The organism is Alloscardovia theropitheci (assembly GCF_004332295.1).
Classification (GTDB): Bacteria; Actinomycetota; Actinomycetes; order Actinomycetales; family Bifidobacteriaceae; genus Alloscardovia; species Alloscardovia theropitheci.
Map to the genome: position 1 here is coordinate 1 of NZ_RXLP01000012.1, position 25856 is coordinate 25856.

Annotated in this window: 23 protein-coding genes, 1 tRNA gene and 1 pseudogene; 7 read left to right on the forward strand and 18 right to left on the reverse strand. The window is 43.5% G+C overall.

The genetic code is table 11. The features are described from left to right. From EJ419_RS02465 to EJ419_RS02540, 16 genes and pseudogenes are all read right to left on the reverse strand, one after another. Positions 1-438, reverse strand: a pseudogene (locus tag EJ419_RS02465) (DUF2974 domain-containing protein); the annotation flags it as partial. A gap of 5 nt (positions 439-443) precedes the next feature. Next, positions 444-881 carry a DUF1310 family protein gene (locus EJ419_RS02470; protein ID WP_131283346.1) on the reverse strand — a complete coding sequence of 146 codons (438 nt, stop codon included), beginning with the start codon at positions 879-881 and terminating at the stop codon, positions 444-446. Positions 882-883: 2 nt separating this feature from the next. After that, positions 884-1180 (reverse strand): hypothetical protein, encoded by a 297-nt coding sequence (locus tag EJ419_RS02475; protein ID WP_131283347.1) that lies wholly within the window; start codon positions 1178-1180, stop codon positions 884-886. A 20-nt stretch (positions 1181-1200) separates the two neighbouring features. Continuing rightward, on the reverse strand, positions 1201-1437 hold the full coding sequence (locus tag EJ419_RS02480; protein WP_131283348.1) for a hypothetical protein: 237 nt from the start codon (positions 1435-1437) through the stop codon (positions 1201-1203). A gap of 160 nt (positions 1438-1597) precedes the next feature. Beyond that, positions 1598-2488: a Nif3-like dinuclear metal center hexameric protein gene (locus tag EJ419_RS02485; RefSeq protein WP_131283349.1), complete on the reverse strand. Its 891-nt coding sequence runs from the start codon at positions 2486-2488 to the stop codon at positions 1598-1600. Positions 2489-2717: 229 nt separating this feature from the next. Continuing rightward, complete coding sequence (gene polA, locus EJ419_RS02490; RefSeq protein ID WP_131283350.1) at positions 2718-5594, reverse strand: DNA polymerase I; 2877 nt, start codon at positions 5592-5594, stop codon at positions 2718-2720. Positions 5595-5725: 131 nt separating this feature from the next. Next, entirely contained in the window at positions 5726-6388 is a 663-nt protein-coding gene (locus EJ419_RS02495) for an ANTAR domain-containing response regulator (protein ID WP_131283351.1), read from the reverse strand. Between the two features lie 74 nt (positions 6389-6462). After that, positions 6463-6536: transfer RNA gene (locus tag EJ419_RS02500), tRNA-Leu, on the reverse strand. Positions 6537-6850: 314 nt separating this feature from the next. Beyond that, a complete protein-coding gene (pyk, locus tag EJ419_RS02505) occupies positions 6851-8293 on the reverse strand; it encodes a pyruvate kinase (RefSeq protein WP_131283352.1) in 1443 nt (480 codons plus the stop codon). Positions 8294-8457: 164 nt separating this feature from the next. Beyond that, on the reverse strand, positions 8458-9063 hold the full coding sequence (locus tag EJ419_RS02510; protein ID WP_131283353.1) for a GNAT family N-acetyltransferase: 606 nt from the start codon (positions 9061-9063) through the stop codon (positions 8458-8460). A gap of 44 nt (positions 9064-9107) precedes the next feature. Continuing rightward, positions 9108-10085 (reverse strand): TerC family protein, encoded by a 978-nt coding sequence (locus tag EJ419_RS02515; RefSeq protein ID WP_131283354.1) that lies wholly within the window; start codon positions 10083-10085, stop codon positions 9108-9110. 94 nt (positions 10086-10179) lie between these two features. Then, positions 10180-12288 carry an excinuclease ABC subunit UvrB gene (uvrB, locus tag EJ419_RS02520; RefSeq protein WP_131283355.1) on the reverse strand — a complete coding sequence of 703 codons (2109 nt, stop codon included), beginning with the start codon at positions 12286-12288 and terminating at the stop codon, positions 10180-10182. Between the two features lie 32 nt (positions 12289-12320). Continuing rightward, positions 12321-12959, reverse strand: coding sequence for a dephospho-CoA kinase (coaE, locus tag EJ419_RS02525; RefSeq protein ID WP_131283356.1), 639 nt, complete (start codon positions 12957-12959; stop codon positions 12321-12323). Between the two features lie 49 nt (positions 12960-13008). Beyond that, a complete protein-coding gene (locus tag EJ419_RS02530; protein ID WP_240680309.1) occupies positions 13009-13977 on the reverse strand; it encodes a zinc-binding dehydrogenase in 969 nt (322 codons plus the stop codon). 444 nt (positions 13978-14421) lie between these two features. Next, a complete protein-coding gene (rpsA, locus tag EJ419_RS02535; protein ID WP_131283357.1) occupies positions 14422-15903 on the reverse strand; it encodes a 30S ribosomal protein S1 in 1482 nt (493 codons plus the stop codon). 262 nt (positions 15904-16165) lie between these two features. After that, positions 16166-17035, reverse strand: a complete 870-nt coding sequence (locus tag EJ419_RS02540; protein WP_131283375.1) for a bifunctional methylenetetrahydrofolate dehydrogenase/methenyltetrahydrofolate cyclohydrolase — start codon at positions 17033-17035, stop codon at positions 16166-16168. Positions 17036-17180: 145 nt separating this feature from the next. On the opposite strand from EJ419_RS02540, the gene EJ419_RS02545 reads away from it, so the two are divergent. The 3 genes from EJ419_RS02545 to EJ419_RS02555 all read left to right on the forward strand — a co-directional run bounded on the left by EJ419_RS02545 (position 17181) and on the right by EJ419_RS02555 (position 20062). Further along, a complete protein-coding gene (locus EJ419_RS02545; protein WP_131283358.1) occupies positions 17181-18155 on the forward strand; it encodes a metal ABC transporter solute-binding protein, Zn/Mn family in 975 nt (324 codons plus the stop codon). A 141-nt stretch (positions 18156-18296) separates the two neighbouring features. After that, positions 18297-19244: a metal ABC transporter ATP-binding protein gene (locus EJ419_RS02550; protein WP_131283376.1), complete on the forward strand. Its 948-nt coding sequence runs from the start codon at positions 18297-18299 to the stop codon at positions 19242-19244. Continuing rightward, complete coding sequence (locus EJ419_RS02555; RefSeq protein ID WP_131283359.1) at positions 19244-20062, forward strand: metal ABC transporter permease; 819 nt, start codon at positions 19244-19246, stop codon at positions 20060-20062. Before EJ419_RS02550 ends, EJ419_RS02555 begins: the two co-directional genes overlap by 1 nt. 393 nt (positions 20063-20455) lie before the next feature. On the opposite strand, the gene EJ419_RS02560 is transcribed toward EJ419_RS02555, so the two are convergent. Continuing rightward, the gene (locus EJ419_RS02560) at positions 20456-21055 is read right to left on the reverse strand and encodes a CarD family transcriptional regulator (protein WP_131283360.1); all 600 of its coding nucleotides are present in this window, start codon (positions 21053-21055) and stop codon (positions 20456-20458) included. A 125-nt stretch (positions 21056-21180) separates the two neighbouring features. Here EJ419_RS02560 and EJ419_RS02565 point away from each other — a divergent pair, with 125 nt between their 5' ends. The 4 genes from EJ419_RS02565 (at position 21181) to EJ419_RS02580 (ending at position 25098) form a co-directional block, all read left to right on the forward strand. Next, the gene (locus EJ419_RS02565) at positions 21181-21900 is read left to right on the forward strand and encodes a response regulator transcription factor (RefSeq protein WP_131283361.1); all 720 of its coding nucleotides are present in this window, start codon (positions 21181-21183) and stop codon (positions 21898-21900) included. A 167-nt stretch (positions 21901-22067) separates the two neighbouring features. Further along, positions 22068-23153, forward strand: a complete 1086-nt coding sequence (locus EJ419_RS02570) for a sensor histidine kinase (RefSeq protein ID WP_131283362.1) — start codon at positions 22068-22070, stop codon at positions 23151-23153. A gap of 119 nt (positions 23154-23272) precedes the next feature. Then, positions 23273-23689, forward strand: coding sequence for a LexA family protein (locus EJ419_RS02575; protein ID WP_131283363.1), 417 nt, complete (start codon positions 23273-23275; stop codon positions 23687-23689). 47 nt (positions 23690-23736) lie between these two features. Next, positions 23737-25098 carry a Y-family DNA polymerase gene (locus tag EJ419_RS02580; protein ID WP_131283364.1) on the forward strand — a complete coding sequence of 454 codons (1362 nt, stop codon included), beginning with the start codon at positions 23737-23739 and terminating at the stop codon, positions 25096-25098. Here the strand turns inward: EJ419_RS02580 and EJ419_RS02585 are convergent. Beyond that, positions 25072-25791 carry a ComF family protein gene (locus EJ419_RS02585; protein ID WP_131283365.1) on the reverse strand — a complete coding sequence of 240 codons (720 nt, stop codon included), beginning with the start codon at positions 25789-25791 and terminating at the stop codon, positions 25072-25074. The two genes, EJ419_RS02580 and EJ419_RS02585, sit on opposite strands and share 27 nt — an antisense overlap. Positions 25792-25856: the final 65 nt, after the last annotated feature.

The window sequence follows — 25856 nt, forward strand, 5'->3', positions numbered from 1 at the left end:
ATTCGCAATCGCATACTGCGCATTCATCGACCCCAACGAATGCCCATACACCTCAAACGACGCCGACTTATGCTCACTCATAACCCGATTCAAACACTGACTCGCCTGCCGCAACTGAGGAGTCACACCTTTAGACCCCGACAAAATCTTATCAGCCATCGGCACATCATTATCCAACCAATCCTTCTGCCATCCCGCCTTACCCGGAGCCTCAGAACCACGAAACAACACCGAATAATGCTTATCATCCGTCTTAACCACATACATCCTCAAACCCGTAGACTCATCATCCACCACCTCATCCAAAGTACCCAAAACCTTATTTCTATGCGGTCCATACTTAACTACATGATTGCGTTTAGCATCGTAGACTGTATAGTCGTCATATTCGACATTTGCTATATTCATTCGATCATACTCGGTTATATTAGTACTCATATTTACTAATCTCCTAAGGCACCCAGCTCACGATACATTTCAGCGGCTTTCCCAGATATCCCTTGCTCGAAAGCGATAAGATTATCGTTACCTGGTTCTTGCTCGATAATGACATGTAATTCCATTTCTGGATCATTATTAAGCACAATTCGCACCATGATTCCGCCCATGGGATTATGCTCAATCGTATCCGACTTAATACGATATGATTTAATTTGCCCTTTATCAGTTAAAGCATTAGGATCCGCACGATGTAGCATATCCTCGATGAGTTTTCTGCCCTCGCTACCCATAACAACCGAATACATATACTCACGCTCTTGATTCTGCTGATACCTCATATACACCACACCCCCACCAATAACACCGACACTTACCACAATAGAAACAATAAGAATACACAATTCCCAATGCTTTTTTGCCCATAACCCACAACTACGCATACCTACTCCTGCCCAATCAAATCCAACCGTTGAACTTGCTGTGATACCGTCTCACGAATCGCCGATGACGATTTACCACGAATAGAAGAATCCATCATACCCATATCATTATTAACATTCTCTTTCGCAGATTGAGCGTGACTGCGAGCCTTACGACGAAACTCAGATAACGCTCTCGCATATATCTTCGCCAAACCAGGAACATACGTATCATGAAGTAAACGACGCTGATGTGCAATCTCCTCAGATGAAATACCTTTATCCGCACCATTATCCATACGGGTTATATTCATACTCATCACAATCACCAACCCCCTAATTACAATTCATAATTCTGAATTACACTCCGATACCGAGAATCTAACTCATCCTGCTCATCATCAAGACTACGCATACACGTATGGATTCGTTCACGCAAACTCTCAGTCGCTATATCCGTACTAACCGCAATACTATGTAATCCTTGAGAATCATAAATACCAAAATGCTTCAAAAAATACACAGCATCCTCACCCGAGCAAGTCAAACGCTGATCAATACAAGACTGCTCACTCATCAACAAATCCCGAGCATCATCTAAACGCCGACACTGCACACGACAGTCATCATCAATCTCATCACGCGTTTGCGTACTATTCTCATCCCCAACCGCTCATATTAACGTTAAGAATACTTAATGGTATCGATACACGTGTTCTTCCGAAACGTGTTCTTTATCAAACCCTTTCATTCCACGGATCCGTGTTGATATCTGTTATCTCTAATTCAACACTGCGTCCTTCTTCTCCGTATTCTTCGCACAGCGCCTGTGGCACATCAATTTTCATAAGGTTGAATGCTAATTTCTCAATAGCAGCGTGAGGAGTATTAATAAACGCCATGCCAGTTTCTTGGCGAGCATCAAGAACCGGATGATGCCTTAAATCGCTTGTCACATAAACATCTGCTCCACAAGAAGCAGCCGCATTAATCTCTGAATCCCCCGATCCTGGAAGAACTGCAACTCGACGAATTAATCGAGAGGGATTACCGCTAACAAGAATTCCAGATTTAGTTGCCGGAAGAGCAGCAGCTACACGTTTTGCAAATTCGTGCAATGGCGTTGCAATAGCAAGCTCCCCTATTCGTCCAATCCCAACTCCGAGACCAACTCCAAGACCAATTCCAAGTTCATTAGTAGTTCCTTGCGAAAAAGTCTTTTTATCTTCGGCTATCTTTATCGGGACAAGAGGACCTAAATCAGATAATCCTAGTGCTTCTATAAATGCCACACCTTGGCCTCGCTTCGCACTGTCAACATTCGTATGGCCAACCCATAATGCACATTTATGTTCAATTAGTTTTGTGACAAGCGCTCCCCTAAAAGTAGTGCCAGCAATCGTATGAGTTGCTCGGAAATACAATGGATGATGTGTTATGAGCAGCTGAGCACCACTATCGATAGCTGCCTGAACAGTATCATCTGTGGGATCTACTGCGCAGTAAATCTTTCTCACAGGCCAATGAGGATCGCCAACGATTAGTCCAGGTTCGTCCCAGCTCTCTGCATATTCCAGAGGATATAGATTTTCAAGTACCTTCACTACTTGTTCAAGTGTTACGCTCATTTTGCCTCCCACGTGATAATTCGCACCAAGCTTCTCACAGTTGAGAACGTTATGGTCGCCATAGCAACTAAAAATTATCTCATCGACGAGCTTCTAGCTATAATACACGAGATTAGGGGCACATGCATGCAAAATCCGTATATTGAAGCAATATACGGATTTTCTCATAACAGTTTTATAAACGCCTATCACGTCTGCTAGTACCTCTAGATGAACCGTAATGCAAATCCTAGTGTGCTGCCTGCTGCCAATCTGACCCCAGACCAGTAGACACGTCTAATGGAACAGCCAATTCTACCGCATGCTCCATAGCATCTTTAACCAAATTGGATACGATATCCGCCTCACCAGCAGCTACATCGACAACCAATTCGTCATGAATTTGCAAGATAACATGAGACTTCACATCAGCATTTTTTAGTGCCTTATCGGCATTAATCATTGCTATTTTCATAATATCGGCTGCTGATCCTTGGATCGGAGCATTAAGAGCAGCACGCTCGGCAGCATCTCGCATTTGCCTATTGGACGAACGAAGCCCAGGGAAATAACGCCTACGCCCGAACATAGTCTCGGTGTACCCCTTTCGCTTTGCATCAGCGACAAGAGATTCGAGATAATCATGAACCTTTCCAAAGGTATCAAAATATTTATTACGTAAGATATCGCTCTCAGCTGGCGAAATCTTCAACTGCTGCGCAAGACCATATGTACTTAAACCATATGCAAGTCCGTAACTCATTGCTTTAATGTGAGAACGCTGATCTGGACTGACGTCCTCCATCGCAATTCCATACACCAAAGAAGCTACATAGCGATGGAAATCCGTTCCTGATTTAAACGCTTCGATAAGTGCTTCATCCCCCGATAAGTGTGCCATCAAGCGTAGTTCTACTTGCGAGTAATCCGCAGAAAGTAACGCTTCATTATGAGCAGAAGGGACAAAGGCACTACGGATCTCACGTCCTTGAGCATTACGATTTGGAATATTTTGCAAATTTGGCTCTGTCGAGCTTAAACGACCGGTCGCAGCAACTGTCTGCTCGAAAGTTGTATGGATACGCCCATCATGCGCATACACAGAATCGGTCAGACTCTGAACAATTTGCTTAAGCTTATTAATTTCGCGATGTCTCAGTAATGCACCTAAGAATGTATTTGCACGCTCGTTATACGCAGAACGTATATAGAGATCTTGCAATGCAGCAGCATTAGTAGTATATCCACCTGATTTCGTCTTCTTTGTAGGAGGAAGCCCCATATCATCAAAGAGGACAGCTTGAAGTTGCTTCGGACTTTGAAGATTAATCTTCTCTCCTGCTTGTTCCCACGCAATATTTTGAGCCTGCTGCGCATCTGCCGTAAATGTATCTAACATGCTTGCTAAGCGTGATTGATCGACAAGGGCACCTGCATCTTCCAACTCAAAAAGAACACGCGAGACAGGAATTTCAATTGTCTTGAGAAGTTTCATCTCTTCTCTTTGCGAGAGAGTTGCCGTATAAATTTCGTTGAGTGCGAGAATACTCATACCTGTACGCGCACTTGTGAGACTAAGCTCTGCTTCATTTTCCGAATCTTGATCAGATTCCACATCAAAGTCAAATGAACCTTGAATATTTGTATCCTGCAAGCTATTGGAGTTATCGTCTCCCATGTCAATATGCGCATCATCATGCGCAAGTTGATTGAGCTGATAATCATCTGCATCCGGCTTCAGCAAGTATGCAGCAAGCTGTGTATCCATAGCTGGTTCAGGAACTTCTATATTAATGGATTTAAGTATGTGAAGCGCGCGCTTGTAGTTGTGAAGTACCAACTTATCAGCATGGTCGTGAAGGATGAGCTGAATATTCTTCCTTATATCGGCGTTGCCTTCAGCACATACTCGTGCTGGTAAAGATACCGAACTGCCAGTATATGACACAAACGTTAATCGAGTTAAATGCGATAATGCCGGCTTTACACGCCCTTCTATATGAAGCGCCCACACTTGTTGCCCAAGTTCGTTTTCCCAAGCCTGAAGTGCCTTAATAGCGCCCTCAAGAGATACATTTGTATCAACGATAGTCTCGATATGCGCCGAATTCACTAATTCTTGTGCGTTACTTCCTGCAGAAGCATCCATATCATCGGCATCAGAGGCTGCGCTTGCTGATTGCGAGTTCTTTCGAGCAGACGTAAAATTCACAGACTCGGTATTAAGATTGCGATCTCCAGAACATTGTGCCAATGCAGCATATACTCGCTTTTTTATGCCTGCGCCAAATTCAAAAGCAGACAAAGCTTTATCCACTTTATCTACAGCAGGTGGGTGAATTTCAAATTCATCGAGCGATACGCCTAAATCAACATTGCGTACAAGAGCATTTACCTTACGATTAAGCTTGACTTGTTCGATGTTTTCTCGTAACGCTTCGCCTTTCTTCCCTTTAATTTCATCGGCATGTTCGATAATGCCTTCAAGACCACCAAACTGGTTAATCCATTTCGCAGCGAAGCCATCTCCTACACCTGGTACGCCTGGAATATTATCAGCAGTTTCACCTCTCAAAGCTGCGAGATCAGGATATTGCTGTGGATAAACGCCATATTTTTCAAATATAGCTTCCGGTGTCATATGCTTGAGATCTTTAAAGTGCTGTCCTGGGTATAAGACCGTAATCTTCTCATCAACAAGTTGGAAAGCATCACGGTCACCAGATAATACATAGGATTGATCAAAGCCGCTGTCGCGACCCAAAGTCGCCAGAGTAGCAATGATATCATCTCCTTCATATCCTTGTCGCTCTACATATGAAATATCTAACGAATCCAACAAGTCGTGTAATAAAGGTAGCTGGCTCAGTAAATCTTCAGGAGCCGCATCACGCGTACCTTTATACTGTGGTAAAAGCTCATTTCTAAAAGTTCCGCCTTTTACGTCGAAAGCCACAGCGATGTGTGTTGGTTGAATTTCATTGAGGACTTGCGTAAGCATCGTTGTAAAACCATAAACCGCATTAGTCGTTTGCCCTTGCGACGTCGAGAATCCATCTGCCGGAAGTGCAAAATATGCTCGAAATGCTAGCGAATGACCATCAATTACTAAAAGACGTGAAACCATGATTCCATGGTACGTTAACGGGTATGCAAAAGGCTGAAAGCATGTTCATTATGCTTTCAGCCTTAAACAATTTCAATTCTTTATGCCGAATAATTGAGGTCTGTAGTTATCGCAAACCCTAACCGTGCGACTTACTCACCCTCTATCTGAGATATAACCGCATCTGCTACTTCAAGCATGGTCAGACGACGATCCATAGAGGTTTTCTGAATCCAACGGAATGCTTCCTGCTCAGACAATCCCATATTCTCCATAAGAAGACCCTTTGCACGATCTACATGCTTACGCGATTCAAGACGATTCTTCAAATCCTCAACCTGTTCGCGAAGGGCATTAATTTCTTCCTCTGTATCTGTCTGAGAAACGAGCGAAGCAGGTGATCCACCCATGCGTTCTTGGAGCGCCTTCATTTGCTCAAAGCGACCGAATGCCACCTCAATCGCTGGGAACAAACGCTCTGGGACAAAAGGCTTAATGACATACGCCATTACACCAGCGTCAATCGCTTCAGCAACTAAATCCTTCTGAGAGAAGGCAGTAAGCATGACAACTGGCGCTAAGAATTCCTCGTTGATCTCACGAGCTGCAGTAATTCCATCCTTTACTGGCATCTTAACGTCCATAACAACAATATCTGGACGTTTCTCACGTACGATATCAACTGCCTCTTGCCCATTAGCAGCTTCACCTACGACCTCATATCCTCCATCATTAAGAGATTCAATGATGTCGAGGCGGTTAAGCGCTTCATCTTCAGCAACAACTACTGTGCGCTTTGTCTTTGCATTTGCCATAATTGCGAGCCTTCCCTTAAGAACGAATATCTTGATGGAAAGTCCTGAGAGCTCCCCATCGAGACCTCACTTTGTGCCCCGGGTGGGACTCGAACCCACACTGCACAGATTTTGAGGCTGTTTCCTCTACCAATTGGGATACCGGGGCGGTACCTGTAAAAATATACACTGTAATTTTAATTCTGGCAATAATCACAGCATTTTGGGCGTGTTCCCCTTATTTTCCACGTATCTAGTAACAACACTAGGCATAAACCCTAGAAGTTATTATGCCGCTCGTTTGCTGATAAGCGCCGATTTTATAGTTTCAATCCATCGCACATATTCACCTGCCCTATTCCACTATTGAATTAGGTAGAAAAGGCAAATATGCTGTGCATAACCATAATAAAACTGGGATGCAGTTTTCACTACATCCCAGTTTTCAAGCTATATTCTAGCTTATTATACGGCTATATTAAATTAGTCGCGTGCACCTACTGTGTGTACGTAAACGGAGTCAGTTGAACCAGCTTCGTTTGCGGATGGAGCAGAAGCGATGAGAACGATTACGTCGCCATCTTCTACGCTTCCGTTTGCCTTCAAAGTAGAGTCAGCAAGAGCCATAAGCTCGTTACGGGTCAGACCATGATATTCAGTATCAACCTTGAGGCCTTCTGTACCCCAAGACAAACCGAGCCAGCACTTGGTGTGCTCATCGGTGGTCAAACCGTAGATAGGAGCCTGTGGACGCTCTGCAGATACACGATGAACTGTTTCGCCAGTCTTAGTAAATGCAACAATTGCCTTAGCGTTTGTCTTCTCAGCAAGCTGTACAGCTGCGTGTGCTACTGCAGCAGTTGTAGAGAACTCTTCATCCTTGATTGCAGGAATACGATCATAACCATGCTCAGTTGCATAGCCAGACAAACGAGCCATTGTGTTTACAACGACTACTGGGTAATCGCCAACAGCAGTCTCGTTAGATGTCATGGTTGCATCTGCACCATCAAGTACTGCATTTGCGCAGTCAGATGCTTCTGCACGGGAAGGTACAGGTACCTTAACCATAGAGCCAAGAACTTCAGTTGCAACGATAACTGGCTTACCGTATGCACGAGAAAGCTCGATGCAACGCTTGGTAATAAGTGGAACCTGCTCGAATGGCATTTCAACTGCCATATCGCCACGAGCAACCATAATACCGTCGAATGCCTTAACGATGTCTACAAGATTTTCAACAGCCTGTGGCTTCTCAATCTTAGCAACTACTGGAACGCGGCGGCCTTCTTCATCCATGATTTCATGAGCACGCTCAATATCGGAACCATAGCGAACGAAGGACATTGCGATAATGTCAGCGCCGGTACGAATGCCCCAGCGAAGATCTTCTTCATCCTTCTCGGACAATGCAGGAACAGATACTGCCACACCTGGAAGGTTAAGTCCCTTATGAGAGGAAACTGGACCAGCAACAACAACCTTAGTATATACGTCGTTGCCCTTTACCTCTGTAACCTCAAGCTGTACCTTACCATCATCGATAAGAATTGGATCTCCTGGATGGCAGTCGCCTGGAAGACCCTTGAAAGTGGTGGAAACGCGTTCCTTGTTACCAGTTATTTCATCAGTAGTGATGATGAACTGCTGACCCTGCTCGAGCCATACCTTGTCATCACCATTCTCGTCTTCTTCAACCCAACCGCAGCGGATCTTAGGACCCTGCAAATCAACGAGTACTGCAACGTTCTTGCCAGTTTCCTTAGCAGCCTGACGAACATTGTTATAAACGTTCATATGCTCTTCGAATGTACCGTGTGAACGGTTAATACGAGCAACGTTCATACCAGCGTTGACCATTTCCTTAAGAGTCTCGAGTGGAGAGGAAGATGGACCAATAGTATCGACAATCTTTGCCTTGCGCATGAATGCCTACCTGTTTCTTTCTAGACGGAATGGGCTAAGCCCACATTTCACGTTTTTTAGTTTACTTGGGTGAGCGTACTTTTTGACACGAGTAAACAATTTCTTGTATTTTAACGATTTTCATTGTTACTTAATTATGATCAGAACTCACCCACAGTAAGTATTTATAGCATTTTGGTGTAGAGCATGCAACGCAGTGGTATGTTCTCGTGATTTGTTTCAAGTGCAATAGTTGTCTCAGCTACGAGAGTGAAACCTCGATGTTCATAGAACTGATATGTACATCCACTATCCGTGAAAAGGAAAATCTGTTTACCCGCAAGTACACGAGTGAGCTCGCCAAGCAAAAAAGTACCAACACCTTTGACTCTAACGTTCGGATTAGCAGCAAGAAAACAAATCTCTGCGTCGAACTTCATCGACTTAATTGCATCCGAATATAAGTGTTGGCACGCTCGGTCAAACTCCCCCGCAGATTCGTCAGCAAATATTTTCTGGATAAATTCAAAAAAGCCTACAAATACACGTTTTGACCACGAATTGTATACAGGCTTTTCTCCATCAACTCGAGCTAGCAGAACACCAGCAAATTCATCATCATGGTAAGCGGCAATTACTCGTGTAGCCTTGAGCAATTCCGAATACCAAAAATATCGCCCATACAGTGAGCGCACGACTGCATTAGGAATATACCTATCAAAATGCATCCCCTCAATGGCTGCGTTAATAGCTTTTTTATGATCCTGCCTCAATAAATTACTAATAATCATAGGTATATTCTTTCAACTTTTATCGAGAGATAATTCCTTCTCAATTATTTTTTATCGAGAGCGCGCATCTTAAGAATACTGGCGATGGACGCCACACCCAAGGACACGATGATAACCGCCAAGGACATCCACGTTGGAATTTCTGGAACAGATTCGATTGGATGACCCCCATTGATAAACGGTAAGGAATTTGAATGTAGCGCTTCGAGTACAAGCTTTATACCGATAAATGCGAGCACTACTGACAAACCAATCGGTAAATACACTAACTTATCTAGTAAAGCACCAAGTAAGAAGTAAAGTTGTTGAAGCCCGAGTAGGGCAAATACGTTTGATGTGAAAACGATAAATGGATCATGCGTCAAGCCGAAAATTGCCGGAATGGAATCAAAGGCAAACATGACATCTGTCGTGCCAATAGCTACGAAAAGTACCAACATTGGCGTGAAGTACTTGACTCCATCAACTGTTGTACGTAGTTTTTCACCATCGTAATAGTCCACCATGCGAACAACTTTACGCATAGAGGCAATAAGCACATTTTCTTTGTATTCGTCGTCATCGTCTTGGCCGATAGCAAGTTTTATCGCTGTATAAATTAAGAAAGCACCAAATAGGAAGAATACCCACGTAAATCGTTCCAAAATAGCAGCACCCGCAAGGATAAAAATACCGCGAAGAATCAGAGCTAAAGTGATACCAACCGATAGAACATACTTTTGGATTTCCTTTGGCACTGCGAAATTAGCCATAATGATCACAAATACGAAGAGGTTATCCACGCTTAGAGAATATTCGGTAAGCCATCCTGAATAGAACTCAAGAGCTGGTTTTGCCCCGGATACTGCCCACACTAGCCCACCGAAGACTAATGCCATTACTACAAAGAATGCGATATGTTGCACGCATTCCTTTGTACTCGGTATATGCGGACGCTTCCCGATGAGAACTAAATCTACAGCAAAAAAGATTGCTAAAACTATAAATGTCGCAATCATGAACCATACAGGAGTTTCGCTCATTTTTATCTTTCTCTGCCCGTGCTCTACTCGAATTCGTTATCAAAATTCGTTTCAGAATGAAATCACGGAATACATCATTCTCTCTTATCTCATACTATTGTGCCTGAGTCATTTGACGAAGTTCTTTTTTCAAATCACGAATTTCATCTCTCAAACGTGCAGCTAGTTCAAACTGAAGCTGTTCAGCCGCAGTATGCATTTGATCAGACAAGTCACGGATAAGATTAGCAAGATCTTGGGCAGGAAGTTCCCCTTCGAGAATCTTATTATGGCGTTCTTGTGCTTCCTTGTCATCCAATACAGAGATAGCCGACGCTCCACTTACCTTACGTTCTGAACGGTAGCCGCTATCTAGAAGTTCTTGAGTATCAATATCTTCTTTAGCAAGCATATCGTTAACATCACTAATTTTCTTAATAAGAGGCTGCGGATCAATTCCATGCTCCTCGTTATACGCCATCTGAATTTCACGACGACGATTCGTCTCATCAATAGCTTTATGCATGGAATCAGTCAATCGATCAGCATACATAATCACTTTTCCAGAAACATTACGCGCAGCTCGTCCAATCGTCTGAATAAGTGAGCGATATGAGCGCAAGAACCCTTCTTTATCTGCATCAATAATTGCAACAAGAGACACTTCCGGCAAATCTAGTCCTTCTCGAAGCAAATTGATACCCACGATAACGTCAATTTTACCTTCGCGCAGTTCTCTCAAAAGTTCCACACGGCGAAGAGTATCTACATCGGAATGAAGATACTCAACTTTAATTCCTCGCTCAAGAAGATAATCAGTAAGATCTTCTGCCATTTTCTTTGTTAAGGTCGTCACAAGAACTCGTTCGTTCTTCTCAATTCGATCCTTGATTTCTGCGAGAAGATCATCAATTTGCCCATCAACCGGGCGTACCTCGACTTCAGGATCAAGCAAACCTGTCGGACGAATTATTTGCTCAACTACTCCATCAGAAAGATTCATCTCATAATCTCCAGGAGTTGCTGACAAATAGACAGTTTGCCCGATATGTTCAAGAAATTCTGGGAATTTTAGTGGTCGATTATCCATTGCAGATGGAAGACGGAAACCATGCTCAACCAAAGTCCGCTTACGACTTGCATCGCCTTCGTACATCGCACCGATCTGTGGAATAGTAACGTGAGATTCGTCTACGACGAGCAAAAAATCATCTGGGAAGAAATCAAGTAGTGTATGAGGAGGCGTTCCCGCTGCTCGATTATCAAAATGGCGCGAATAGTTTTCTACTCCAGAACACGTACCAATTTGCTGAAGCATTTCCAGATCATATGTAGTTCTCTGTTCTAAGCGCTGAGCTTCCAGTAATTTATTTTCTTTTTTAAGCTGCTTAAGACGACCGTCAAGCTCGTCCTGAATCGTTTCAATTGCGTGTTCCAAGCGCTCAGGACCGGCAGCATAATGCGTTGCTGGGAAGATATGAACAGATTCAACTTCTTCAATCTCATCTCCTGTAATAGGATGAAGAGTTGAAATACGATCGATTTCATCACCGAAAAATTCGATACGAATGGCTAATTCTTCATATACCGGAATGATTTCGACTGTATCGCCTCGCACTCTAAATGTGCCGCGCGCAAATTCAATATCATTACGCTTGTATTGCATATTGACAAATGTTCGCAATAAATCATCACGCTCAATTGTTTCACCACGATTAATAAAAAGCATCTGACTTGCATACTCTTCAGGAGTACCGAGACCATAAATGCATGACACTGTCGCAATAACAACACAATCAGTACGAGTTAATAAATTAGCGGTTGTCGCATGACGTAATCTCTCAACATCATCATTGATACTCGAATCTTTTTCGATAAACGTATCCGTCTGAGGTATATACGCCTCTGGCTGGTAGTAATCATAGTAGGACACGAAATAATTAACTGCATTATCTGGCATTAATTCACGAAACTCAGCAGCAAGCTGAGCCGCCAACGTTTTATTCGGCTCTAAAATAAGTGTAGGACGCTGCAAGCGTTCAATAAGCCAAGCGGTAGTCGCCGTTTTACCTGTACCAGTCGCACCCATAAGCACGACGTCACTTTCACCATTTTCAATACGAGTTGCTAACTCGTCAATTGCTTTCGGCTGATCTCCAGAAGGCTTATAAGGTGACTTAACTTCAAAAGGCTTTTCTACACGCTCGATACCGTTAAAACTCATAGTTCTATATTAAAGCGCATTAACGATTTGAATTATGCTGTTAGCCAGTTCTCTAGCGTGTTATCCACAATGCTTAGCATATCCTTTACGTTAAGGTTTGAGTCAATGACAACATCTGCTGTAGCTTCTCGTTGCTCGCGTGTCAGTTGCGCATCAATTCGAGCTCTCGCTTCAGCTTTTGCCATTCCTCGTGTTTCAATCATGCGTTGAATCCGGATATCATCATCTGCTTCAATCGTCATAATATGGTCGAACACAAATCCATTTTTCTTTGCTATATCGAGCGTCTCGATGAGAAGAGGAATATCATGAAAAATCATGCGCGCATCGGGATTCTGAGTAATAATATCTCGTTCTTTCTGAACCGCTAAAGCGTATACAGCTGGATGCATGATGTCATTGATATGATGGCGTTTATTATCGTCAGTAAAAACATTGTGTGCTAACCATAAACGATTGACTGTCCCGTCTTCATTGACACTATGAGATCCAAATTCTTCTTCAATTTGCTTAACAATTGGCGAATGTGGTAGAACAATCTCTCGAGCTAATTGATCATAATCAATCACGTTATATCCGCGAGATATTAGGTGCTTACTCACGGTGGATTTGCCTGCTGCGATACCGCCCGTTATCCCAATTCTCATAAACCGTCGTTGCTCTGTCTTCATGAGAGTCACCTCTAGCTAATGAACAATAGTCATGCGAATACGTCCAGAATTAAACACGAACTACAATTTTTCCAATCACTGAATTATTTTCAATAGCGATATGAGCCTCGCGTATATGTTCCAAATCAAATTCAGTGTACGGTAGTGCGCCTACGTGAGATTCATCAATCCAGTCGAACATCTCTTGAACGCGCTGAGCATTTACATTGCCCGAATAAAAGCCCGTAAGATAAATCCCATGCCCTGCTGTACCACGGCCAAGTTCCTCAATAGGGTCAAGATCATCAATCGTCCACTGTCGACCAAGTAAACCGGTCACGCACACAATACCATCCGTATTAACATGAGAAAAAGTGTCCCTTATAGATTTAGGACCAACTAAATCAAGTACTTTATCAAAAGATTGTTTAGTTTCTAAAACGTTATCTTTATCAGTAATAACGTCATCATATCCTGCAGAAAGCAATGCCTGAGCCTTATTCGGATTTCGGGTACTACCCACTAATCGAATAGTTGGTTGTAATTTTTTCGCAAATCGCGCGAATGTCATCCCCACACCAGAAGTCGCAGATCTTATGAGGACACTTTCATAAGATTTAAGATTCAAACGCCTCATAGAACCATACGCGGTATAACCAGTCTCGGGAAACGCAGCTAAATCAACAGATGACATCCTAGAATCGACAGGATAAATTTGAGAATTAGGAAGTAACACATACTGTGCGTATGATCCGTCGAAGGCACGCCCCATTTCGCCCATAAAAGAAACTATACGAGTTTTTTCGGAGAATATTTCGCTGTCGACTATTTCACCTACGCATTCAATTCCTAGAATACGAGGAAATTCAACGCTTGGAGATAAGCCTTGTCGTGTGAAAATCTCGGAATGATTTACACCAAATGCATGTACTCGTACAAGTGACCAACCAGGCTTCATCGCTGGAATTTCAACATCAGTAAGCTCTAAAACGGTTGGATCACCAGGTTCACGTACCACAGCAGCTCGCATCGTTTCCATAAAGGGTTCCTCCATGCTGCGAAAACTAATCACAGGTCGCAACAACTTCTGTCTTTTCAAAGTTATTCTATCAAAGGCTATCCATGCAGTACTTTCTAACAAGTACTGCTTCATTATCATGAATAAATCGCAGTTTAGCTTTATCTTACTCTTTGCCAATGTTATTCTTTCGTACGCTTTAATGATGCCTGGATGGATGCCGCCCAATAAACATTTGGCCAAATATCTGCACCAATCAACTATGCCTATTGAGGTTAGTACGCACAAATAAATAAGCTTATCTGCACACTCCTAGCCATGGATAAAAGAAGTGCACGAAAATTTTATATGCAAAGAGGGTTGTGTATAAACTATACCGTTTATACACAACCCTCATTAACTAGGTACTAGGCAATGGTGATTAAATCACTTATGGGAATATCATCACCATGCGAAAGAGTTGTACTAGTTATTTTCGCTGAGCAACTGCTCACGCAAAGCTGCGAGCTGATCGTCAGCTGCAAGAGTTCCCTCTGCGGACTGAGTGGAGCTGTAAGTTGTAGCTTCTTCTTCAACTGGAGCTTCCATTTCAGTAGCACCGTCAGCTTCTGCAGAAGCAGCTTCAATTTCAGCCTGCTTCTTAGCGAATGCCTTGTGCTGCTCCCACAAGTCGTGAGCTGCTGCATACTGAGCTTCCCACTCTTCACGCTGCTGCTCGAAGCCTTCAATCCATTCGTTAGTCTCAGGATCGAAGCCTTCTGGGTACTTGTAGTTACCGTTTTCGTCATACTCTGCTGGCATGCCATAGAGAGCTGGGTCGAAGTCTTCAGAGTTAGGGTCAACAGAATCTGTTGCCTGCTTCAAAGACAAGGAGATACGACGACGATCAAGATCAACGTCGATTACCTTAACGAATACTTCGTCACCAGGCTTAACAACGGTCTCTGGGTTTTCTACGTGGCGATTTGCCAACTCAGAAATGTGTACGAGACCTTCAATGCCATCATCTACAGAGATGAATGCACCGAACTGTACAATCTTGGTGACCTTGCCCTTAACAACCTGTCCAGGAACATGGGTGCGCGCGAAACGCTGCCATGGATCTTCCTGAGTGGACTTGAGGGAAAGGGAAATGCGCTCACGATCGAGATCAACGTCAAGTACTTCAACAGTTACCTTGTCGCCAACCTTAACAACCTCAGATGGGTGATCGATATGCTTCCATGACAGCTCAGAAACATGGATCAAACCATCAACACCGCCGAGATCGACGAATGCACCGAAGTTAACGATGGAGCTGATAACGCCTTCACGAATCTGACCCTTCTTGAGCTGTGAGAGGAATGTCTCACGAACTTCAGACTGAGTCTCTTCGAGATACTGACGACGAGAAAGAACAACGTTATTACGGTTCTTATCGAGCTCCAAAATCTTAGCCTGAATTGTCTGACCAATGTATGGAGCCAAGTCGCGAACACGACGCATTTCGACGAGGGATGCTGGCAAGAAGCCGCGCAAACCGATGTCAACGATCAAGCCGCCCTTAACAGCTTCGATAACGGTACCTTCAACAACACCGTCAGCTTCCTTGATCTTTTCAACGTCGCCCCAAGCGCGCTCGTACTGTGCACGCTTCTTAGAAAGAATAAGACGGCCTTCCTTGTCTTCCTTAGTGATGACAAGTGCCTCAATGGTGTCGCCAACTTCAACGACATCATCTGGATCCACGTCCTTCTTGATAGAAAGTTCGCGGGAAGGAATAACACCTTCGGTCTTGTAGCCGATATCGAGGAGTACCTCATCATGATCGATCTTTACAACGGTACCTTCTACGAGATCACCATCATCGAAGTTCTTGATGGTGGAATCGACTGCCTTGATGAAATCCTCTTCAGTGCCGATATCGTTGATAGCGACCTTCTGGATTTCGTTCTTGTTATCTGTCATTAAAATAATTTTCTTTGACTTATCGGATAAAATCGGTATTCAATTGTCCGTTTCTTTATAGATTCTTCATGGGAAGATTTCTCTATAAAGCGACGTGTATGACGGTTACCATAAAAGTAACACGCATACAAGTTCTAAGAATACGCTAAATACTAGTCAAAATCGAAATTTTTTATGCGTGTCGTATATTTTTCCACGTTTGCTCATTATCCCAGCTTAACCCAGCTACACACTGCGCGAATTACTACATATAACGAGGAGTTTAGGCAGAGCGCTCTGCCATTTCCACCACATTTTTAAGTAACATCGCGCGGGTCATTGGGCCCACTCCCCCAGGATTTGGAGTATAAGCACTGACTTTGCTATAGCACGATGGATCCACATCACCTTGTATCCGCCAGCGACCTTCTTCAGCAACAAAGACTCGTGACACACCAACATCAACGGTTATAGCACCATTTTTAATCATTTCTGGCTTAACGAAATGCGCTACTCCCATTGCAGCGATAACGATATCTGCTTGTCTGATCTTATCTTCAATATCACGTGTCTTTGAATGACACATGGTAACGGTAGCATTTTTGCCTTTAAGACTGAGCATTAGCCCAATAGTACGGCCAATAGTAATACCTCGACCTAATACGCATACATCTTTACCGTTGAAATCAATTCCAGCATGTTCAAGTAATTCGATAACACCTCGTGGAGTACACGGCAAAGGGGTTTCCGGAAGTTTTTGCGTGTGTAATACAAGTTTTCCAAGATTCATCGGATGCATGCCATCTGCATCTTTATCAGGATCAATATGCTCGATTACTTTAAGTGTATTAACGTATTCTGGTAACGGTAATTGCACAATAAAACCGGTGCAATCTTCCCTATGATTCAATTCCTCAATTGCTGCGATAATGCCATTTTCACTTGCATCTTCCGGCAAATCAATACGAATAGATTCAATACCGACCTCAGCACAATCTTTGTGCTTTCCCTCAACGTATTTTACCGATCCGGGATCATTGCCCACTAAAATCGTACCCAACCCGCATCTAATTCCCTGAGCATTCAACTTTTGTACACGAGTAGCTAAATCTTGCTTAATTTCGTGTGCTAAATCAGTTCCGCTGATACGCATTGGTGCAGGATTTGTCACAATAACTCCCCGTGAACTCCCTCGTGTCCTGTCATATACGGGTTTAATGATACTATGACTAGTACACATAACGTGAGCTATGTGTGTAATTTGTTTGATTGTTCTAATGTAGAAAGAGTCAAGTGAGATGAAAATGCATCGAAACTTTGACGCAATTGCAATTTTCCGTCGTTCAGTAGCTGTGCTGGCTGTCGGCGCATCCCTCATCGCAATGAGTGCGTGCGGTCCTCAGAATAATAATTCCGATACAAATAAGAAGTCTCAGGATTCTTCTGAAACAGCTAAGGCACAAGATCCTATTACTGTCGTTGCGTCTGTTAATCAGTGGGGATCTTTGGCCGAAGAAATTGGTGGTGAGCACGTTCAAGTAACGTCCATTATCAATAATTCAACCGTTGAACCTCACGATTATGAAGCATCTGCATCAGATTTATCTAAGCTTACAGCCGCCCAGGTAGCTGTGGTTAATGGTGCTGATTATGATGCCTGGGCTACAAAAGCCGTCACATCACAGAAATCTGTTTCAGTCGTTAACGCGGCCTCAATCGTAGGCGCGAGCGAATCTGACAATCCACACTTGTGGTTCTCTAAGGATGCTCGTAAAGCAGTAGCAGATTCCCTACTCAAGACTTATTCACAGCTCCTTCCAGCATCTAAGGACTATTTCCAGAAGCAGTATGATGCATGGTCTAAGAGTGAGAAGGAATTAGATTCTAAGCTTACTGAATTCAAAGACGCTAATAAGAACAAGAAATATGCGGCGACAGAATCCGTAGCTTATTATCTCTTCTCCGATATGGGATTAGCTGATGCTACACCGGAAGGCTATGCTAATTCCGCTGCAAATGAAGCTGAGCCGACTCCTGGTGATTTACAAGAATTCCAGTCTCTTATCGAAGACCACGGCATAAGCCTTTTGGTTAATAATCCGCAAGAAAGCTCTGATGCAACTAATATGCTGACAGGCACTGCTGGAAAAAGCGACGTTCCTGTTCTTGATGTGACAGAGCAACTGCCAACGGACTATAAGACATTGACTCAATGGATTTCAGCATTAATTGATGATGCGACATCTAAATTAGCTCAGGATTCAGCAGAATAAATATTATGTTCATTCCTCAGTTATGAGCATAATTCTCATATATCTCATGATATAAATGTAGGGTGCTAGGCAATTGCGTAGCACCCTATTTGTAGAAAGCACATTATGACTTCTTCCTCAGAAACGTCAACTCATACCCATATGACGTCTCCAGCAGACGACAAGCAGAATAATTCAGCACCTATTATCGAATTTATTGATGCTGAAATAAAACGAGGCTCCCAGACAATATGGTCACATGGTAATTTCTCCTTGCCACGAGGCAGCGTTACTGCAATAGTCGGAACAAATGGTACGGGTAAAACTACCATGCTTTCTGCGGAACTGGGAATTTTGCCATTATCGTCTGGAAAACTCAATGTGCTTGGAGCACCAGCTGGAAAGAATAATGCTCGCATAGGCTATGTACCGCAAAATTATACTGAAATTAGTGAAAGCAATATAACGGTTTTTGACTTTGTTCTTTTAGGTATTTCTGGCTCACGATGGGGATTCATGCCTTCTCGAAAACAAGACCGTGAAGAGGTCAACAAGATTCTCGAATTCGTACGACTACAGGAACATTCTTATAAGCGTATCCGTGAACTTTCTGGAGGACAGCGTCAGCGTGCTGCTATAGCTCAGGCACTCGTTAATAAGCCAGAACTTTTGATCCTCGATGAGCCTTTGGCAAATCTAGATATATCCAGCCAGAATTCTATCGTTGAGCTTTTATCACAACTCAATAAAAAAATGGGAATGACTATTCAGGTCGTTGCGCATGATTTAAATATTCTCCTTCCCATACTGACCGGAGCTGTATATCTGCTCGATGGGCATCCTCATTATTCGTCTATGAATAATATGCTCGATTCTCAGCTACTCACCCACTTATACGGCACTAAGGTTGAAATCATTACAACCCCACAGGGCGATATGTTCGTCACTCATAATTCAGCTATGGAGCCATCCAGCCGAACTGTTCATGATGAGCATCTAACAAAAGATGCGGCGCAATGGCATTCTGCCCAACAAGCTCAGGCTCGCCTAGAAGCTAATCATCATAACCACGCAGATTCGCAGGAATCACAAGACTTACAGGAGGATTAATGCTTTACAACCCTGAATGGATGACTGTCCTCCAGACGAGTTTTGTACAACGAGCATTCATCGCTGGGATTCTTATCTCAATTGCTGCAGCAGCAGTGGGATATTTTGTTATTACACGTAAATCCACTTTTGCCACTCATGCTTTGGCACATATTGGCTTACCAGGCGCTACCGGCGCTGTCTTACTTGGTATCCCCGTGCTATGGGGTATGGGGCTCTTTGCAATTGGAGGAGCTCTCGTTATCGGTGCTCTTGGGAAACGAGCCTCTGACCGTGAAGTTGCAACTGGATCTGTCTTAGCCTTTGCGACAGCTCTTGGTCTGTATTTTTCGAATTTATCATCGGGTGCGGCGAAGCAAATGCAGTCCATCTTATTTGGATCTGTGCTTACTATTACTGAAGATCAGCTTATTATTTTCGCGCTTTTTGATGTGATACTTGTAGCGCTTCTTCTTATCATTTTTAGACCCTTGCTTTTCAGCTCTTTAGATGAAAATGTCGCTCGAGCCAAGGGGCTTCCTGTAACACTCTTAGGCATAATTTTCATGGTTATGATGGGAAGTGTCATTACTGTAGCAGTTCCAGCAGTAGGAACTTTGCTTATTTTCGCACTTGTTATTACTCCTGCGGATACTGCAATGATGATTACTCGTTCACCTCTGCGCGCCATCATCGCAACTTTCGTTATTTGCTTAGTTTCAATATGGGGTGGATTGCTTCTTTCCACCATTTTCGATATGCCACCAAGCTTTGTTATCGTCACTATTAGTGTCGTGATATGGCTCGTAACAAAGGCAATTGCGGCTATAAGAAAGTAGGAATAATCTCTTAATCGCCTTTTACAGCTTTCCGAATTACTGTTTAGCCAACTGCTTTCATAAAACTGTTAAATCGTTCTAGAAGGACTTGGATACTTACCTACATACGACAGCATCTAAGTCCTTTATTTATTCTCCTTGAGATGATACTTTTCCCTCTTTAATCTGATTGACTTCATTCAGGTAAAAATTATCAAACAATGGGATACTCTAATGCACATTTTTCCCTTTGTTCCTTCTGTATGCGAAATGGTCAGGCTAGTTCCTTATATCCTCATTGATATTAGTGCGCCAAATTCGCAACCATTGCAAAAGCATGAGGGTTGTTCTTGATCTACTCGTACTACGTAGATCAAGAACAACCCCGTATGGCTATAAACTTAAATATTATATCTACTTCTTTTTAGAAGCCCTCGCCGCTTCTTCCTCCACTCGAAGCAATGTCGCATCTGCCGGCTCTTCTGGAGCCATCGCATGATGCTTTTCGTCGCCTGGTTGAGGGTCCTCGTAGCCGAGATTGACATCCAATAAACGCTGAGCTTCGTCTTCTTCAAGTTTTTCACTCAAGGCAATTTCAGAAGTCAAAATAGCGCGAGCGCGCGAAAGCATACGCTTTTCTCCGGCAGAAAGTCCGTGATCATTATCGTCGCGCTGTGCCAAATCACGTACAACTTCTGCAACTTTATTCACATCGCCGGAAGCAATTTTTTCTTGATTGAGCTTGTAGCGACGAGACCAGTTTGTCTTTTCTTCAACGATAGGTGTACGTAAAATCTCAAAAACCTTTGCTACTGCAACAGTATCAACGATATCGCGTACTCCGAGCTTTTCAACAGTGTCAGCAGGTACGTTAATTGTCAAACCATCAGAAGAAAGAACAGAAAGCTTAAGATATACTTTTTTCTCTCCGCGTAGTTCTCGTTCGGAAATTTCTTCTATACGAGCAGCACCATGTCGTGGATAAACGACGGTGTCTCCTACCTTATAATCCATAAAAAGTAAGCCCTCCAGCAAAAAATACAATGTGTAAATTGTGCCATACGGCGCGGACACTTCATTTAGCCGCATATTGCGCTATTATAAATAGAAATACAGCAATCTCACGAGAAAGCTTTGATATGAATACGCCTACAACGCGCCCTGTGCAGCACACTATTCTCGTTGTGGAAGATGAGCCAACGCTCGCGACAGCTATCGCACAGCGCTTGGCTTCTGAAGGATGGAATGCTCGAGTCATCGGAGATGGAGCAAGTGCCGTCCAAGCCGCAGCACAGTTTAAGCCTGATTTAATTATTATGGACATTATGCTTCCAGTCATGGATGGTTTGGAAGCAACTAAGCGCATCGTTGCATCTCGTCCGGTACCTATTTTGATGCTCACTGCCCGTGATGACGAAGCCGATAAGGTTATTGGTTTGGGAGCAGGCGCGGATGATTATATGACTAAGCCATTTTCTATGCGCGAGCTCATCGCGCGATGCAAGGCTCTATTACGTCGAGTCGAACGCGCTAAGGTTATCGCTAAGAATTCAGAGAATGAAAAAGTTTTGCAATTCGGCGACTTGGTTATCGACCCTGCACAACGCATTGTTACAGTTAACCGTGAAGTTATCCATTTAACCCCTACCGAATTTGATTTGCTTTCCACCCTAGCGCGTAAGCCTAAGAGTGTACTCACCCGCGAAAAGCTTCTAGAAGAGGTATGGGACTGGGTTGATGCTTCTGGCACTCGAACTGTTGATTCACACGTTAAGGCATTGCGACATAAGCTGGGAGCTGACATGATTCGCACTGTTCACGGTGTGGGTTATGCGTTCGAACCACCAGTAGCTGAGTAGTTCACACCCCTTTAAGCGCTACACCGTATCTGTGTGTGACTTCACGTCACATATATGCAGATGGCTGTAGCGCTTTTATATGAACGCGCATAATTACTCATACACACTGATGCACTTTCGCATTTCGTATCTTTTATTCCTTAACAATTCAAAAAAGCGACACTATTATGGCACCTTCTTCGCAAACCGACAGTAAACAAAACTCACATGTTTCTGCTCATTTTAATCGGTATCGTCCTCTTGGAATTATCTCATCTCTTAAAATTGAACTCAGTGTTCTCATCGTTGTAGATACATTTTTAGCTTTTGTAGCTGCATGGGGATTATTAAAATTAGGGCTTTCAGGATGGATCGCGCTACCTATTACGCTCATCATAGCTTTGGGCGTTACCTATTTCTTTGCCCAAGGATTAACCGCTCCCCTGCGCGAAATTCGAGATGCTGCCGAAGCTCTTACTCAAGGTGACTATACTAAACGCGTTTCTATGGCTCTTGACAGCAATGATGAAGTAGGCCAATTATCACGCTCATTTAATGTCATGGCAGACGAACTCGCTCATGCAGATCAGATGCGTCGTGATTTAATCGCAAATGTTAGCCATGAACTTCGTACTCCTGTATCAGCTCTGCAAGCGTTAGTCGAGAATATGGCTGATGGCGTTGTAGAGCCAACTCCCGCAAATCTTGAAGGAATTCTTAATCAGACACAGCGCTTAGGTGATCTTATCGCTTTCCTTCTCGATTTGAGCCGAATGGAGGCAGGAGCTGCAAGCTTAGAAATTACAAAGTTTAACGTACTTGATTTCCTTGATGATGTTGTTGCTCCTTTGGAAATTGCAGATGCAAGCCACAACCACCATATCGCGTTGCGTGTCTCACCACAGATCTGGATGGAAGGTGATGAGGATCGTCTTCGTCAGCTTTTTACGAATATCATTGCGAACGCGCTCAAACATTCAGCAGATAATACTTCTATTGTTATCGAAGCGCGCGAAGATACTAGTAACGGTTTTATTATCGCTAATGTAGTCAACTTTGGCTCACAAATTGCTCCTGAAGACCGTTCAGACATATTCCGTCGATATGTGAAAGGCCATCATAACCGCCCAGGAACAATGTCTGGCGGAACTGGCTTGGGCTTATCCATCGCACGCTGGGCGGCCGGGCTTCACGGCGGAACTGTACAGGTAGTTGATGATTCACGAGGAGTTAACTTCGAAATCACATTACCAAAATGGCATATCGAAGAGTAGCTCTCCATCTCTCTTCAATACCGCCTCTCACAGCTTGTTTTATATGGCATGTTGTGAGAGGCTTTTTCGTCCAGTGCACGTGAAAAACTATTCGAACAAATGTTCGAAAGGTGGTTGTGATGGCTGTTCCTATCGCCCTTGAGGCCGTGCATGCGGGATTCCCGTCTGTAGCGCAAGATTACTTTTCCGGAGATTTTTCTTTCGACACAAACGTTATTACACATCCCGATACATCATTTATCGTGCGCGTTTCAGGTACATCAATGACAAACGCGGGAATCTTCGATGGCGATCTTGCTATCGTTGACCGTTCTCTCACTCCCCAAGATGGCGATATTGTTATTGCAGCCCTCGATGGAGAGCTTACTGTCAAACGTTTAATATCGAATACTTCTGGACAGCCTGTACTTCACGCAGAGAATTCCCAGTTCCCTGATATTCAACTGTATTTTGACGAATCAGTAACTATCTGGGGTGTGGTCATTGGAAACTATCACCCTCAATGCGAACGTGCAACTATACGCATGAACGCATAAGAATCTTCCATCACGGATTTATTCAAGAGAGTACGAGTGTAAGTATCATGACAAGCTTGACATACGATACATCTAACGTTAAAGATTCTGCAAACTCACCTCAACGACAGTTTATTCTCGCCGATGCAGATAGCTTCTTTGCTTCCTGCGAGCGCGTTGTTAATCCTAAATTGTACAGAACCCCTATAGTCGTACTTTCCAATAATGACGGATGCGTCGTAGCTCGCAGCGCCGAGGCTAAAAAACTCGGTATTCCTGAAGGCATCCCCTGGTTTAAGATTCGCGAGGAAGCTACACGCAATGGAGTGGTCGCCTGCAGCTCAAACTATGAACTATATGCTAGTCTGTCTGCCCGCATGATGCATATCATGGACTCTCACTTTCCTCATCAGCATATCTATTCGATTGATGAATGCTTTTTTGATGTCACAGGAAATACTTCTGAACTGATAGACAGAAGCAGACGTATGCGAGAAGCCGTATGGCAAGGGCTTGGCCTTCCTATTTCCATTGGAATCGCCCCTACACCCACTCTCGCTAAAATTGTCAGTCACTGGTCCAAGCATTACTTAGGAATCCGCAATGTTATAAGCTGGGAAGACGCGATGCAGCGTGATCCACATTTTTTAAAGCACATTCCTGTCGAAGACGTATGGGGAATCGGACGGCGTCTTGCCCCTCAACTCATGAGTATGAATATTCTTACAGCTGCCGATTTGCGCGATAGTGATAGTGTGATGATGCGCAAAAAATTTGGTGTTCTTATACAGCAGACGATTCTCGAATTACGCGGTATTGCTTGTACCGATTTTTCTAAGAGTGATAGTGCTTTAGACGGGAAACGAACAACACAAATTATGTGCTCAAGGATGTTCTCATCTCCTATTCGCGACCCACGAGATCTCCATCAAGCAGTAAGCGTATACACACAGAAGGCTTTACATCGCTTAAATATGCAGTCAAGTTTATGTTCCTCTATATCCGTCTTCTGTTCTACTGGGCGTTACAATACCTCAGACATCTCTTCGCATATTAGAGGCACTAAGCTCTTCCCCGAGCCAACTAACGACCCTCTCATTATTACTAAATATGCTTTTGAAGCAATACAAGATCAGATAGTCCCTGGAGCTGCCTATGCCCGCGCAGGAGTCATACTTCAAGGACTTATCGATAAAGACGCCTATCATCCCCTTGACGTCTTTGAAGCGCAGTTAGACAATGGCATATCGCAAGCTCTCGAAGCAGCACGGCAGCGTTTTGGAAGTTATCGTGTAGGTCTTGGATATGGTGGTATTAGAGCTAAGGGTAGACTCAATCAGGATACAGGAGCACATTGGTCTATGAAACGTTCTCACCTATCGCCTCGCGCTACTACGGTATGGTCAGAGATGCTCACTGTCAAAGCTTAAATATTCTTCTGTGTGCGCGTCACACAGCGCGCAGCACGCGATAACTTCTTTGCCATGTAACCGTAGCATACGTACGCAAGAGCGCAAAGTAGCGCCGGTTGTCACGATATCATCCATAAGAATGACATATGATGATTCGCCATGAGTACATGGCTTAATCTGTAGTCTCCGATCTAATCGTCGCAGTCTGTTCTGCTTACCTGAAGCAGTCACGGCTTTATGGACTCGTTTATCAATGCTGAGAATTGGGCACACATGCGCACTACAGTGCGTTGTACCTTCACTAAAGGATGTATTAATCCTTCGAGCAACTTCTCGCGCTATAGGAATCATATGCGCTCTTCTTCTATGTCTAATCGATGACGGAGAGGAAGGAACTGGAACAATGCATAATTGCATCTGACGCGATAGCAATGGTTCTAATATCCGTATGCATCGCCGAGCCATAATAGCACCTAAGATACTGTCGAGTTCTTCATCACCATGATCTTTCCATGATAAAATCGCTGACCGCGCTTCTTTTTCATAATATGCGCATGAAAATGCCATAAAAGAATGTGCTATTTCACGCTCGATATCCTTATCAAATAAGCGCATACATTTTTTGCATAATATGGTATCTTTCGTGCCGCATCCAGCACATGAACGAGGAAAAATAATCAGCAATAATGCCTGCCAGAGTTCTTGTATCATGACTTGATAGTAATGCTAATCACACAGCATACAAAAGCTCATACAATACTGTGAACGAATGTGAC

What these genes read in the sequence shown, in the direction of transcription:
- EJ419_RS02470 (WP_131283346.1), bottom strand. Translation starts at nt 881, where the DNA reads ATGCGTAGTTGTGGGTTATGGGCAAAAAAGCATTGGGAATTGTGTATT.
- EJ419_RS02475 (WP_131283347.1), bottom strand. Translation starts at nt 1,180, where the DNA reads ATGAGTATGAATATAACCCGTATGGATAATGGTGCGGATAAAGGTATT.
- EJ419_RS02480 (WP_131283348.1), bottom strand. Translation starts at nt 1,437, where the DNA reads ATGAGTGAGCAGTCTTGTATTGATCAGCGTTTGACTTGCTCGGGTGAG.
- EJ419_RS02485 (WP_131283349.1), bottom strand. Translation starts at nt 2,488, where the DNA reads ATGAGCGTAACACTTGAACAAGTAGTGAAGGTACTTGAAAATCTATAT.
- polA (WP_131283350.1), bottom strand. Translation starts at nt 5,594, where the DNA reads ATGGTTTCACGTCTTTTAGTAATTGATGGTCATTCGCTAGCATTTCGA.
- EJ419_RS02495 (WP_131283351.1), bottom strand. Translation starts at nt 6,388, where the DNA reads ATGGCAAATGCAAAGACAAAGCGCACAGTAGTTGTTGCTGAAGATGAA.
- pyk (WP_131283352.1), bottom strand. Translation starts at nt 8,293, where the DNA reads ATGCGCAAGGCAAAGATTGTCGATACTATTGGTCCATCTTCCTCTCCA.
- EJ419_RS02510 (WP_131283353.1), bottom strand. Translation starts at nt 9,063, where the DNA reads ATGATTATTAGTAATTTATTGAGGCAGGATCATAAAAAAGCTATTAAC.
- EJ419_RS02515 (WP_131283354.1), bottom strand. Translation starts at nt 10,085, where the DNA reads ATGAGCGAAACTCCTGTATGGTTCATGATTGCGACATTTATAGTTTTA.
- uvrB (WP_131283355.1), bottom strand. Translation starts at nt 12,288, where the DNA reads ATGAGTTTTAACGGTATCGAGCGTGTAGAAAAGCCTTTTGAAGTTAAG.
- coaE (WP_131283356.1), bottom strand. Translation starts at nt 12,959, where the DNA reads ATGAAGACAGAGCAACGACGGTTTATGAGAATTGGGATAACGGGCGGT.
- EJ419_RS02530 (WP_240680309.1), bottom strand. Translation starts at nt 13,977, where the DNA reads ATGGAAACGATGCGAGCTGCTGTGGTACGTGAACCTGGTGATCCAACC.
- rpsA (WP_131283357.1), bottom strand. Translation starts at nt 15,903, where the DNA reads ATGACAGATAACAAGAACGAAATCCAGAAGGTCGCTATCAACGATATC.
- EJ419_RS02540 (WP_131283375.1), bottom strand. Translation starts at nt 17,035, where the DNA reads ATGCGTATCAGCGGAACTGATTTAGCACACGAAATTAAGCAAGATTTA.
- EJ419_RS02545 (WP_131283358.1), top strand. Translation starts at nt 17,181, where the DNA reads ATGAAAATGCATCGAAACTTTGACGCAATTGCAATTTTCCGTCGTTCA.
- EJ419_RS02550 (WP_131283376.1), top strand. Translation starts at nt 18,297, where the DNA reads ATGACGTCTCCAGCAGACGACAAGCAGAATAATTCAGCACCTATTATC.
- EJ419_RS02555 (WP_131283359.1), top strand. Translation starts at nt 19,244, where the DNA reads ATGCTTTACAACCCTGAATGGATGACTGTCCTCCAGACGAGTTTTGTA.
- EJ419_RS02560 (WP_131283360.1), bottom strand. Translation starts at nt 21,055, where the DNA reads ATGGATTATAAGGTAGGAGACACCGTCGTTTATCCACGACATGGTGCT.
- EJ419_RS02565 (WP_131283361.1), top strand. Translation starts at nt 21,181, where the DNA reads ATGAATACGCCTACAACGCGCCCTGTGCAGCACACTATTCTCGTTGTG.
- EJ419_RS02570 (WP_131283362.1), top strand. Translation starts at nt 22,068, where the DNA reads ATGGCACCTTCTTCGCAAACCGACAGTAAACAAAACTCACATGTTTCT.
- EJ419_RS02575 (WP_131283363.1), top strand. Translation starts at nt 23,273, where the DNA reads ATGGCTGTTCCTATCGCCCTTGAGGCCGTGCATGCGGGATTCCCGTCT.
- EJ419_RS02580 (WP_131283364.1), top strand. Translation starts at nt 23,737, where the DNA reads ATGACAAGCTTGACATACGATACATCTAACGTTAAAGATTCTGCAAAC.
- EJ419_RS02585 (WP_131283365.1), bottom strand. Translation starts at nt 25,791, where the DNA reads ATGATACAAGAACTCTGGCAGGCATTATTGCTGATTATTTTTCCTCGT.